The organism is Paenibacillus sp. FSL R7-0189 (assembly GCF_037969925.1).
GTDB lineage: Bacteria > Bacillota > Bacilli > Paenibacillales > Paenibacillaceae > Paenibacillus_AQ > Paenibacillus_AQ odorifer.
The window spans coordinates 5380861-5394035 of record NZ_CP150223.1; the positions used below are offsets into that span (position 1 = coordinate 5380861).

Here is a 13175-nt window from a genome sequence, read left to right on the forward strand (position 1 = left end):
TTATGCTATAGAACCATATGATTTCTCGCCATTATTGCCGCACCCGTCACCACAGCTTCTTCTTTTAATATACCTAGGGAGAAGTGAGGTTGGTATTCAGGATAACGGTAAGTGTTTCTCTGTGCCACCTCCACCGCTGTTTGGAAAAACAACTCGTGAGAGTGAATGAGCGCACCGCCTAGAATGATGGTCTCTGGATGAAACAGGTTGATAACGTTAGCGAGCCCGATCCCGAAATGGCTGGCAGCTTGGGTAAATAATTCACGCGCATGTGGATTACCGTCTCTAAAGGCTTGTACCAATACATCATAAGTCAGCTTCTCAGGCGCCACTTTATATCTTTGGAGGATCAGATCGTTGTCCATTTTCGCCTCCGAGCGTGCACTTTGTTCTATGGCCTGCACAGATACAAATGCTTCCAGAGCCCCGTAGTTCCCGTCATGATTTAATCGGGGTCCATCTGTCTGGATGATCATTTGACCAATGGCATCTTCCATATCCATTGTGCCATGAACAATACTTCCATGCGACATCATCGCATAGCGGAGTCCTGCTCCAGCATGTACATAAAGCATATGCTGAATGTTTGCGTGACGGATAGACCATCGTTCCCCAAGCAATGCGGAATTGGCACCGTTGTCCAACCAAGCTTTGAACCCCGTCCGTTCCTCCACCAATTTGCAAATCGGAAGATTGTTCCAGCCCGAAGAAGGGAAGTGCAGCGGCTTTAGGATCAAGCCATGTTCCCGATCAAGTGGCCCCACAGCCCCTATTCCTATCCCGATGATTTGACTGTCCACTAACTGATGGTCCCGAAGGAAAGCGCGTATTTGATTACTGATATGATCTATAAATCTTTCAGGTGTGAATGCCTGATCCATTCGCCAGTGAACAATTGATTTTGGGTTCATTTGCATATCAAATAAACCAAGAGAAGAATACACCCTGGAAATCTCTAAACCGATTATATAACCGTAGAAAGGATTGATCTGGTATAAAATAGGTCTTCTGCCTCCGCTAGATTCTCCAAATCCGCTTTCTATCAGCAAGCTTTCTTCGGTCATCTCATCCAATATCCGCGTCATTGTGCTTTTGGTAAGTGAAAATGTCTGTAGAAGATCTAACTTGGAAACAGTGCCTTGTTCGGCGATTCGGTCGTATAGGAGTTTTTTTGGTGATGGAATTTGTGTCGAGCGCTTTTCCACGATATACCTCCAAGCTATATATAGGATGAACTTGTAAGATCGTTTTTTATATAGTTTGTATTTATTAACATGAATATAGTATAACTCATAAACCCTTGGTTGTATTTTACCGTTCAAAAAACTTAATTCCATTTTGGGAAAAAGTGATATAATGAAATTACGACAGATTATAAAAGGGTGGATTCCATGAGAACAACTATGAAAACAAATATGATACCGAATACAGACCTGAGGATAAGTCTACTGTTTCAGTTGTTTTGGGTATTTGTTCGAATTGGTCCAGTAACCTTCGGGGGAGGTTATGCGATGATCCCTATGATCGAAGGGGAAATTTCCGCTAAACGAAAATGGCTGGGTGAAGAAGAGATGGATGAAATTCTATCTTTAGCTGGGGCTGCACCTGGTGGTGTAGGTGTAAATGCAGCGGCATTCATTGGTTATCGTCTTGCTGGTGTGACGGGGGCGATTGCTGCAATCGCAGGGATAACGATTCCGACCTTTATCATTGTTTGTTTGCTTAGCGCCGTGTACTCCCAACTGGCCGACCAACCAAAAGTCATTGCCGCTATGAAAGGGATTAATGGTGCTGTTATTGCTTTGATCCTAGTAGCTGCATATCGAATGGCCAAGAACGCTATAATTGACAAGACTACCGCAGTTACGGCGTTAGTTATACCGGTTGTTTTACTGGTTTTCGGAATTAATCCCATTTACGTGATTGCAGTTGGTTTATGTATTGGGTTTGTATATCTGCAAATTAAACAGCTCTTAGGGCTCCAAGTTCGAACGGAGAAGGAGTCCTTGAAAGCTTCTGATGAAGAATCGAATTATCCGGAGTATTACATCTAGGGGGAAGCGATGTGATTTGGAATTTATTTTTCACTTTTATAAAAATAGGTCTTCTGTCTTTTGGAGGAGGGTACGCCATCATTCCGATGATTCAGCATGAAGCCATGGCTGGGGGTTGGTTATCCGAAGGGGAATTTCAAGAGGTAGTTTCCATCGCAGGGATGTCACCTGGTCCTGTTGCGACGAACAGTGCAACCTTAATCGGATATCGTATAGCCGGAATGGAAGGAGCGATTGTGTCAACATTAGGCATGGTTCTGCCCTCATTTTTAATCATCATTGTTATTTCTGTCTTCTTTTATCGGGTGAGGGATAGTCAATGGATTAAAACGTTATTTTATGGTTTGCGGCCAGTGATTACAGGCTTGATTGCCTATGCTGCGATTCGTTTTGGCTTAAATAGCGTGGAACATGCTTTTATTACTTGGCAGACCCTTGGCATGTTGATCATTGTATTCGCTGCACTTTATGGTTTAATGAAATATAAGCTGCATCCGCTCACCATTATCGTTGCTTCTGGCATTCTTGGGGTAGCTTTTTTTTAGACAGAGCCGGGACGATTCCAGATTGGAGGTAAATCATGTCAGAGAATATACGGGCATGTTGTTCAGCTAGTCGAAATCAAGTCGCGAAACAAGAATCTATTGATGTTTGTAAGGAGAACACAACGGTTCAAGGAGTAACAGGGGAAAAAGATTTCTCGGACATGATCCTTATCCCTGGAGGCACTTTTCTTATGGGGACGGATGATAAGGAAGGGTTCCCCGCAGATGGAGAAGGGCCGACTAGGAAGGTTACCTTATCTTCCTTTTTGATGGATGTAACGGCGGTTACGAACAAGCAGTTTGCTGCTTTTATCAAGGAAACAAACTATGTTACAGATGCGGAACGTTTTGGATGGTCTTACGTGTTTCATTCTTTTGTTTCCATGGAGACAGGGAAAAAGGTGACCCAAGTAGCCACTCAAACCCCCTGGTGGTGGGTGGTGGAGGGAGCGGATTGGTGTCATCCTGAAGGTCCGGATTCCCATGTAGATGAACGACTTGATCATCCGGCTATTCACCTATCATGGCATGATGCGGATGCATATTGTCGCTGGGCTGGTAAACGTCTGCCTACGGAAGCGGAGTGGGAGTATGCCGCACGAGGAGGACTGGTTCAGAAACGGTATCCTTGGGGGGATGAATTAAAACCAGGCGGAGAGCATCGCTGTAATATATGGCAGGGAAAGTTTCCCGATAAAAATCATGCCAGCGATGGTTTTGCAGGTACCGCACCTGTAAGTTCCTATCTGCCTAACGGCTATGGTCTTTATAATATGTCAGGAAACGTGTGGGAATGGTGCGCGGATTGGTTTACTAAGGACTATCATTTATCTTCCGAATCCGTGAATCCGAAAGGTCCAGTAAGTGGTGTCGCAAGATCGATGCGCGGAGGATCATATTTGTGCCATAAATCTTACTGCAACCGTTATCGGGTGGCGGCTAGAAGCAAAAATACTCCAGACAGCTCTGCCGGAAATATTGGCTTTCGATGTACGGCTGATTATACAAGTTAAAGCACTTTTACGACTACTACATAAGAAGGAGGAACTTCCTTGTCCTCTATCATCCATAGTCAGTTTGACATCAACGTGCTGGACGTCCTAAAGATTCAATATCAGAAGCGGATCCTGTTCGATTATGTCCAGTCTTGTTATACCGTCTCTTATATCCAAAAAGGTGAGGTATTGACGACATCCTCCGAAGGAGAATATGTTGCTTCTGCCGGAGATGTGATGATCCACCGTCCTAACGAGCCTTTTAATGTGATCTCCAAAACGGATGGTGTACATTATCTGTTTAATATTAACGCTAAAGTTAAAGACGGAGATGACTTCTTTAAGTTATTCCCTTTAGGCAAGGTGATTCGGGTCCGGGATCGAAGCGAATATGAGCGAAGGTTTGACGAGTTGCGGAGCCTGTGGTTGCAGGAGGAAGATGATTTCAGGAATGTTCAGGTTGGTTCATTGGCATTTTTTCTTCTTTATGAAATTATGGAGAGTACCAAGCTTGGCGGGCGACGTTCTTCACGAGATCCCTTTATCACGGACCGCTTTAATGAAGCGTTGCAATATATGGAGGAGAGGCTTGATCAGGAGATTAGTAGAGAGGAGCTTTCCAAGCTCTATCATATGAATCCTGTTTATTTTAGCCGGGCATTTCAGAAAATATATAAACTGACACCCATGCAAATGCTGCGAAAATTGCGGCTGCAGCAAGCTAAACAAATGCTGGAATATACGGATTATACAATCGAGCATATCTCCCAGAGATGTGGTTATTATGATGCTTCACACTTCAGCAAGGTATTTCGTGGCGAATACGGTAAGGGGCCGGCAGAGTACCGGAAAAGTATCGAATTTACAAAAACAAACATCGCTACTCCATAGCGGAGCTTTCCATATTCATTTACTCTTATAAGCATGAGCAGATCATTCTAAGCTGCCCGAATCGAGCGTAACCATTTCGATGAAAAGGAAAGGCAGGGAATAACTCATGAGAATCTTGTATTTGGATTTGGATTCGCTTCGCCCGGACCATCTGGGATGTTATGGCTATCATCGGAATACCTCCCCGAATATCGATTCAATCGCAAAAGAAGGTGTCACCTTTACCAACTACTATTGTTCAGATGCTCCTTGCCTGCCGTCTCGTTCTGCTTTAATGTCGGGGCGATTTGGCATTCATAATGGGATTGTAGGGCATGGCGGAACCGCTGCTGATATGCGTAGAGAAGGAGCAAAACGTGAATTCAATGACCGGTTGGGGATGGAGAGCCTTCCGGCTATATTAAGGCAAGCGGCGATGAAAACTGCATCGATCAGCACCTTCTCCGAACGACACTCGGCTTGGACCTTTAACGCCGGGTTCCAAGAAGTGTTTAATGTTGGTGGCAGAGGGCATGAGACGGCAGAGCAGGTGCTTCCAGTGGCACTTAAATGGCTTGAGGATAATGGGGAGTCCGAAAATTGGTTTCTGCACCTGAATTTCTGGGATCCGCATACACCTTATCGTACACCTGAGAGCTATGGTAATCCGTTCGAGAAGGAGCCTTTACCCGATTGGATCACGGAAGACGTGTTTGAGCTTCACCGAAATAAGAAGGGGCAGCATAGTATTGAAGATATGAATGCGCTCGCGAAATCGCATTATCAGCAGCATTTCAGGCATCAGCAGGAGATAGAGAACCGTGATGACCTGCGTGTTATCTTTGACAACTATGATGCTGGAGTTAAGTATCTGGACGAGCATCTCGGAAAAGTTTTTTCTAAGCTGAGAGAACTTGGCGTGATGGAAGATACGGCTATCTTGATCTCTGCGGATCATGGAGAGAGTCTGGGTGAACTAGGAATTTACTCCGAACATGGCACAGCAGACGAGGCGACTTGCCGTATTCCGATGATTGTTCGCTGGCCAGGGGGCAAGAAGGGAATCGTGGAGGAGGGGCTACATTATCACCTTGATCTAGGACCTACATTAGCAAGCCTTTTGAATTTGAAAGCGGCTGCTTCTTGGGATGGTGAAAGTTATGCAGGTACCATTCTGGAGGGGGATTTGGGAGGGCGTGAGTATCTCGTAATCTCACAATGTGCGCATGTGTGTCAACGCAGCGTTCGGTTTGCGGATTGGTTATATATACGTACCTATCATGACGGACACCATGGATTCCCGCAAGAAATGCTTTTTGATTTGAAGCATGATCCTTATGAACAACATAATCTTGCCGAAGTGCGTAAAGACGTTTGTATGGAGGCTGTCTATCTGTTGAATGAATGGCATGATAATATGATGGGCTCCATGGATTGTGATATCGATCCATTATGGACGGTACTTATGGAAGGTGGACCCTACCATGCCAAAGAGTATCTGAGCTCATCCTTATAGGCTGCTTAATAATATCCTAGTAAATGCGGCGAATGAAAGACATATGAAATGGAGGTTGCCCTGAATGGGCAACCTCCCTATTTATGTTCTCGCTTTTTGTGGATCTATTAAAGATCCGGGAAGCCTCAAAACGGTCTTCGTCCCGCTACCCTCCTTACTATACAGCAGAACGCCGCAAGGATCGCCATACTTAAGATTTAGACGATTATTGACATTTAGGAGACCGATATGATCTCCTGATTCTATATTCTTACCAGCCAGCAACTCCGTAAGTTGTTCCAGTCTTGTTGTATCGATGCCTACACCATTATCTTCTACCACGATTTCAAGCAGCCCCGCTTCGTTTTTCTCTACGGAGATCAGCAAAATTCCTTGTCCTTGTGCCTCAAGCCCATGACCAAGCGCATTTTCAACAATAGGTTGAAGGATCATTTTAGGCACGGGAATGTGTAACCATTCCTGGGGACACAACAGCTTGTAAGTAAATTTGTCCGGGAAACGGCCTTGGTAAATCCTCACACAAGATTCCGCGATTTTCAGCTCTTCCCCAAGAGTTACCTCCTCTTTGCCTTTGATGCTGTACTTGAGCATTGTGCTTAAGGCGGTAGTCATCTCGAAGATATCCCGATTTCCTTTTACGATCGCAACGCCCTTGATTGTATCTAAAGTATTGCTTAAGAAATGCGGATTAATTTGACTTTGTAAATACGAATATTCCGCCCGCTGCTTTTCCAGATCGGTCAGATAAAGTTGAGTTGAAGCATCGATTAATTGGTCCGTCAAATCGTGGATCCGTGTGGTCATATCGTTGAACTGTCGAGAGATGATTTCAATCTCAGCATAGCCCTTTAAATCGACCTTGTTGTTCAATATCCCCAGACTTCCGCCCTTTAATTGATTCATATAGCGCATAAGCCTAGACAACGGTCTTAAGAGATTCATCATAAGCACAGAATAGGGGATAGAGACGACCAGCAAGATTAAGGCTAGAAGAGCATAGCTGACCTTCTTCAATTTCTCCAGTTCTTTCATTAAATTATGGACAGGAACAGCGGTTATGATTTTTCCAGAGATCTCCGGTAAGCTAAAGGACTGAATTGCATATTTCTTTCCATGAACGGTCTCGACGATGGACTCTCCATCCCTTCCAGTTGCCCGAGTTTGAAACTGCTGGAGCATATCCTCCGGCTCATTGCTATTAGAGTAGATCATGCCTTTATCATCCATCATAAAAAAGCTGGTTCCGACCAATCGGGGATACTCAGAAATTTCAGTTTGAATGGCCTTCATATCTACAATAACTGCGAGATAGCCAATTTTTTCACCATATAGGGACGTGTCACCTGAAGCGAAGATGTTCATCCCGAAAAGCAGTTTTCTCTTGTCGATGACTTTGTCTGGAGGACTGTATCCGCGATAATGAACGATTCCATCCTCCTCAGCTGTTTTCATAAGATCGATAGCATATTTTGTTCTTCCTGCTAAGGAAATACGTGTGTTTGAGCTGCCGATAACAATAATATCTAAGATATCCGTGTTCATATTTCGGGCGATGCTCAACAATCCTTCAACTTTTTGGGATAGATCGTAGACTCGAAGCTTATCATTCTCGACTAGGAACTTTTGGACGGTCGAATCGTAACCCACATTCATCATCATGGAAGAAACGTTGGCATAGTTGTCAGAAATCCGTTGCTTGAGGAGGGAGACCAGCTCTGTATTGTATTGCGTATTTTGATTAATGATAGTTTCGCTTGATAGTTGGTAGACTCGTGAAACGATGATTGGGATAATGGCAACAATAAATAACCCGAATAGCAAAACCTGAGTTCGGATGGATAGTCTCTTAAATGTCTTCATTGTTTTGTTCCCTATATTGTGTAGGTGTCATTTTGAGATGCCGTTTAAAAATTCGTGTGAAATAGAAATAATCCTGAAAACCGCATTTCTCACCGATTTGGTAAATGGAAAGGTTGGTTTCGATCAGCGTTTTACAAGCGTATTCAATTCGTAAACGACTGATATGTTCGATGATGGTCTCGCCGACCTCTTTTTTGAATAATTGGCATAAATAATTTGGACTTAAAAAAAACTGATTGGCTAAATGCTGGATCGAAATTTCTTGATTGAAATGGTTGCGGATGTATAACATGATTTCTTTGACTTTGTGGTTTGAGATTCGTGAAATATCAGATTCGTTTCTGTTCATAAAAATATCAAGTGTCATAAGAATCAGATCATCGATCATAGCTTCAGCCGTGCCGTACCGATAATAGAGCTGTTCATATCCTTCAAAAAAACGGCCGCTAACCCGAGTCCCTTCCCGAGGAAATAAGTAGAGGATCGATGTATAGAGCAAATAGGCTTCTTTAATGGTGAACGTTCCCTCTTTGAATAATTTCTTTATCGATTCCATGGCTGCTATGAAACCGAGCCGGTCTTTATTATGAAGAATCCGGGAAATCTCTTTGAGTTTCTCGTCGATCGGTATTTCCTGCTGTGGATTCACCCGGTAACATCCGGGCATCCCCGTTGTGAACATACTGAAAGCAGCATGAGAGGCGGACTCTAAAGATGCATCCAATTGTTGTATATCCGAAATAGGAGGACCGATCCCGACTCCGCACTCTTGTACAACTTCTGTTTGTTCAAGACCCTGGAGGAAGACTTCGTATTGGCACTCTTCTAATAAGTATCCATACCTACGGCGGCTCATTGGGAAGACCAGGGAAGAGAACTGCCCGACATCTACAGGTGAACTTAACCCTTGGATAACAATGGGGATATGAGGGGTATCTTTCGACAAGGGTATTTTCTTCTCATCCAACCATAAGTTAATTCGTTCAAGATCTCCGGAACAAACCGCTTCATAAAGTTCGAAGTCGTGGATAGGTTGTTCTTTAACTGTCTTGGAATCGTGTTGCTGGGCTATTCGGTTGAGCATTCCTTCAATTTCTTCGATTTCAAAGGGTTTGAGACAATATCCGAAAGTACCATAATTCATCGCTTTTTGTGCATAAGCGAACTCGGCATGTCCGCTGAGTACGATAAAGATCGTATCAGGTGCGATGGCCTTGCCACGTTGAATGAGCTCTAGTCCATTCATAACAGGCATCTTGATATCTGTTAGAACAAGGGTGGGGCGAAGCGATTGAATTAATTGAAGGGCTTCTTGCCCGTTTTCGGCATCGCCGATTACTTCAAAGCCGTATTTCTTCCAATTCACTCCTGCTTTAATTCCTTCTACAATCCACTTCTCATCATCTGCAATAATCACTGAACGCATAAGTGAATCCCCCTTTCTTTATAGAGCTCTTAGATTTATCCTAGCGATTGTGGACCAAGGGGGGTATGGACTATCTTACGCTCACTATGTCCGATATTACGAGTCACGGGAAGGTCACCCGCCAAGGTGTGAAAAATCCACATGACCGGAGTTGTATTCTCTATACAAGAGAATTTACACTCCCGATATAATTTACCATATAAATCGCTTACAAGCATAACAATCTCATACAGAAAGGTGGGGAGAAGATTGGCTGATTCTGTAACCGCTCGAACGCCTAAGCGAAGCTTAAAAACTCTTGCTCCAAAGCAAAGTTTAGGGAAAACGATTTTACAGTACAAGTATTTTTACCTTATGGTTCTACCGGTGTTAATCTGGTACGCCCTCTTCAGCTATGCTCCCATGTACGGTGTAACGCTAGCGTTCAAAACATTTAATTACAGTGAGGGGATTCTGGGCAGTCCTTGGGTTGGATTGGAGAATTTTCAAACGCTGCTGACCGACCCCGATTTTCGCAAGGCGTTTTGGAATACGGTCATTATCAGCTTGATGAAGCTGGTCACTCATTTCCCGATGCCCATTATCCTGGCGATTGTTTTATATGAGTTTTCCAGGACAAAAATGAAGCGGTTTTTTCAGACGATCCTGACGTTCCCGCATTTTATATCGTGGGTTGTACTGTCGGGGATTATTATCAATATTTTAAGCAAAGACGGGATTTATAACCAGATCATCATGCTGTTTGGTGGAGATCCGAATTCTCCTCTTGTCGATGAAAGTGCATTCAGACCCGTTCTGTATATCACGCATGTGTGGCGAGAGATCGGTTGGGATTCAATCATTTACCTGGCGGCTCTGGCAGGGATCAATCCTGAGCTGTTTGAAGCGGCTGAAGTAGACGGAGCGAACCGGTTTCGCCGTTTGCTAAACATCGCATGGCCGGGTTTGAAAAGTACAGTCGCAGTCCTGCTAATCCTTCAAGTTGGACAACTACTAACCCAAGGTTCGAGCTTCGAGCAAATTTTCAACCTGTATAGTTCGCCGGTATATTCGGTTGCCGACACGATCGATACTTACATTTATCGGACTTCATTCACGATTGGAGGAGACTTTGGATATATGACCGCCGTGGGTGTCGTAAAGTCCATTATCAGCCTAATCCTTTTATGGGCGGCCAATACGTTCGCTAAGAAGATGGGCGAGGAAGGACTGTATTAATCTGCAGGAAAAGGGGAGAAGCAAGTGACCGACATAACGGTTAAAAAGAGAAAAAAGTGGAGTGTTTTCGATATCGTCGCATTCGTGGTGCTGGGGCTCCTAGCAATAGTAACATTTTTTCCCTTCTATAATGTTCTTATTATCTCTGTGGCAAAGTTCGAAGCGATTAGTAAAAGCGACTTTTATATTTTTCCGCTTTCGTTTGACCTGTCCGCTTACAAGCTTTTGCTTCAGGATATGAAGTTTTGGACTTCCATCTTTAATTCTGTCATCGTAACAGTGGTTGGCGTGTTGTTCAGCATGACAATCTCTGTGGCGGGAGCTTACGCATTATCCAAGCGGGGTATGCCCGGCAGAAACATAATGCTTAGCTTGATCTTGTTCACTATGTTTTTCAATGGCGGTTTAATTCCTTTTTACTTAGTCGTTAAAGATCTAGGATTCGTAAACAATATACTCGTCATGATCATCCCTGCGGGTCTCAATACGTTTTATCTAATCATTATGAAAAACTATTTCAATACCATTCCAGAAAGCTTGGAAGAATCGGCTAAGCTGGATGGGGCGAATGATCTGTACATTCTTTTCAAAATCATTATTCCAATTTCTGCTCCATTCATGGCGACTTTTGCTTTGTTCTATGCTGTGGAAAGATGGAATGAATGGTGGTATGCATTAATTTTTATCAGTGACGCGGCAAAAGCACCCCTTCAGATTTATCTACGGGAGACACTTATTACTTCGAATTCCTTGCTAAGCCAAATGGCACAAACGATGGCCGAGCAGGAGCAGACGGGGAAGGTCTACACACCTGCACTTCAAATGGCAGCGATTGTAGTTTCGAGTATTCCGATTATTGTTGTTTATCCGTTCCTGCAGAAGCATTTTAATAAAGGCATTATGGTGGGTTCAATAAAAGGATAAGAAAGATTTTAAATAGATTGATTCTATCCTAAAATAGTATAAAGGGAGGTTTCAAGCATGCATAGAAAGAAAATAATGACATTGGCATTATGTATAACTTTGTTGGCTTCAGTACTCACGGCTTGCGGTGGAGGCAATAACGGCAAAGGGCAGGCTGGTTCAAACGGTGAAACATCTCCGAATTCTTCTAACTCCACTGATAATCCTTACAAGGATCCAATGACTATTTCTCTTGGGTTTTGGGATGCGGATGCCGAGATTGCTAACCTCGAAAAGGACCCGATCGCTAAACAAGTGTTGGAGAAATTCAACATCACACTAAAACCTGTCAATTTGTCTTGGGATGACTATACCCAGAAGATTCAAATGTGGGCCGCCTCCGGCCAATTGCCAGACATTTTCGCGATCGACGCCGTCGGTACACAATATCAGCGCAAATGGGTGAATCAAGGCGTTGTTAAAGCGCTCCCGGATCTTTCAAAGTATCCGAATCTTGCAAAATACTTCGAATCGCCAGATATTAAAGGATTAGGAGTAGATGGAAAGTATTATACTGTACCTCGCCGGATGTTCCCGAGTGTCGATTGGAGTGCACTGGACCGTATGGTTTTCTATCGTTGGGATCTTGCTCAAAAGGCTGGGATCACCAAAGAACCAGAGACATGGCAAGAGTTTGAAGCCATGCTTGATGCAATCGTAAAGTCGGATCCGGAAGGCAAGCATGTTACTGGTCTTACGACGACAACTACCAAGATGCTGGGCGGATTCTTCTGGTTGTATGGCAACCCGGTTGCTACTAGTGATGGAAGCGGCAGTGATTTTAAATGGATCAAAGAGGATGGAAAGTTTATCCCTGCTGTATTCTCTAAAAATGCGCTGCCAGCGCTGCAAAACATGAAGAATATGTACGAAAAAGGATTGATCGATCCAGACATCGCGCTTGTTAAACCAGCAGAGTCCTATGACAATTTCGTAGCAGGCAAAGCAGCTGCTCTCCTGAGCGGTGGAGGTTTCATAAATTTAAATAGCGATATGTATGAAAAACGCTGGAAAACAGCTTATCCGGATAAGGATATGACGGAGAGCGTGAAGGCGCTCAAGCCGCTTATCGGTCCTGATGGTGAACGTTCACACGCTATCTTTAAAACATACTGGTCAGAAAGCTATTTCAGCAATAAGATTGACGATAAAAAGATGGATCGCATCATGGCACTCTATGATTATGTGTTGTCTCCTGAAGGCAAGGATCTGTTGACTTATGGCATCGAAGGTGTAGATTATAAGCTCGAAAATGGGCAGAAGGTTGTCATTGAAAAGGGTTCGTTAAATGAGAAGTATCCAGCTAGCAGATTTCTGAAGAATTTGGTGGCTTATGAAACTTCAGATAGCTATAACATGGATAACCCGACGATTGCTAACGAAGGAATCCGCAAAGAAGCTGTCGATTACATCGACTGGATTCAGAACAATACAAAGGTGCCAGAATACGACATTCGGTTAACTTATATGTCCACCCCAACAAAGGATAAATTTACTGTGCTTGACCATGATGATTTGCTTAAGATCATGCTTTCCAAAGAACCCGTTGAGAGTTACTGGAATAGCATTGTGAACGATTATAAGGCTAAAGGCCTTGATAAAATGATAGAGGAAGTAAATGAGAAGGCCATGGAACAAGGTATTGAATAATGGATGGATAGAGAAGATCCGGGCGGAAGTAGCCCGGATCTTCCGTTTAATTATTTGAAGTATGGTTTAGACTGTGCG

General features: G+C 43.7%; 11 protein-coding genes. 8 read left to right on the plus strand and 3 right to left on the minus strand.

The window, feature by feature from the left end; translation table 11 throughout:
- Window positions 1-5: 5 nt before the first annotated feature.
- On the minus strand, window positions 6-1205 hold the full coding sequence (locus tag MKY63_RS23580) for an ROK family protein (RefSeq protein ID WP_036688209.1): 1200 nt from the start codon (window positions 1203-1205) through the stop codon (window positions 6-8).
- A gap of 306 nt (window positions 1206-1511) precedes the next feature.
- Here MKY63_RS23580 and MKY63_RS23585 point away from each other — a divergent pair, with 306 nt between their 5' ends.
- The 5 genes from MKY63_RS23585 (at window position 1512) to MKY63_RS23605 (ending at window position 5980) form a co-directional block, all read left to right on the plus strand.
- On the plus strand, window positions 1512-2054 hold the full coding sequence (locus MKY63_RS23585; RefSeq protein WP_235219560.1) for a chromate transporter: 543 nt from the start codon (window positions 1512-1514) through the stop codon (window positions 2052-2054).
- An 11-nt stretch (window positions 2055-2065) separates the two neighbouring features.
- Window positions 2066-2599 carry a chromate transporter gene (locus MKY63_RS23590; RefSeq protein ID WP_036688207.1) on the plus strand — a complete coding sequence of 178 codons (534 nt, stop codon included), beginning with the start codon at window positions 2066-2068 and terminating at the stop codon, window positions 2597-2599.
- 35 nt (window positions 2600-2634) lie between these two features.
- Window positions 2635-3612 carry a formylglycine-generating enzyme family protein gene (locus MKY63_RS23595; protein WP_038571739.1) on the plus strand — a complete coding sequence of 326 codons (978 nt, stop codon included), beginning with the start codon at window positions 2635-2637 and terminating at the stop codon, window positions 3610-3612.
- Between the two features lie 39 nt (window positions 3613-3651).
- On the plus strand, window positions 3652-4485 hold the full coding sequence (locus MKY63_RS23600; protein WP_036688203.1) for an AraC family transcriptional regulator: 834 nt from the start codon (window positions 3652-3654) through the stop codon (window positions 4483-4485).
- A 106-nt stretch (window positions 4486-4591) separates the two neighbouring features.
- Window positions 4592-5980 carry a sulfatase gene (locus MKY63_RS23605; protein ID WP_036688200.1) on the plus strand — a complete coding sequence of 463 codons (1389 nt, stop codon included), beginning with the start codon at window positions 4592-4594 and terminating at the stop codon, window positions 5978-5980.
- Window positions 5981-6061: 81 nt separating this feature from the next.
- Here MKY63_RS23605 and MKY63_RS23610 read toward each other — a convergent pair whose 3' ends face one another.
- Window positions 6062-7840: a histidine kinase gene (locus tag MKY63_RS23610; RefSeq protein WP_036688197.1), complete on the minus strand. Its 1779-nt coding sequence runs from the start codon at window positions 7838-7840 to the stop codon at window positions 6062-6064.
- Window positions 7827-9266: a response regulator gene (locus MKY63_RS23615; protein ID WP_036688196.1), complete on the minus strand. Its 1440-nt coding sequence runs from the start codon at window positions 9264-9266 to the stop codon at window positions 7827-7829. Before MKY63_RS23615 ends, MKY63_RS23610 begins: the two co-directional genes overlap by 14 nt.
- A gap of 249 nt (window positions 9267-9515) precedes the next feature.
- On the opposite strand from MKY63_RS23615, the gene MKY63_RS23620 reads away from it, so the two are divergent.
- Genes MKY63_RS23620 through MKY63_RS23630 form a run of 3 tightly spaced genes read left to right on the plus strand, consistent with a single transcriptional unit; the run spans window position 9516 to window position 13097 of the window.
- Window positions 9516-10484 (plus strand): ABC transporter permease subunit, encoded by a 969-nt coding sequence (locus tag MKY63_RS23620; protein ID WP_036688194.1) that lies wholly within the window; start codon window positions 9516-9518, stop codon window positions 10482-10484.
- Between the two features lie 24 nt (window positions 10485-10508).
- Window positions 10509-11408 (plus strand): carbohydrate ABC transporter permease, encoded by a 900-nt coding sequence (locus tag MKY63_RS23625; protein ID WP_051491567.1) that lies wholly within the window; start codon window positions 10509-10511, stop codon window positions 11406-11408.
- 57 nt (window positions 11409-11465) lie between these two features.
- The gene (locus MKY63_RS23630) at window positions 11466-13097 is read left to right on the plus strand and encodes an extracellular solute-binding protein (RefSeq protein ID WP_339809937.1); all 1632 of its coding nucleotides are present in this window, start codon (window positions 11466-11468) and stop codon (window positions 13095-13097) included.
- The last annotated feature ends 78 nt before the right edge of the window (window positions 13098-13175 follow it).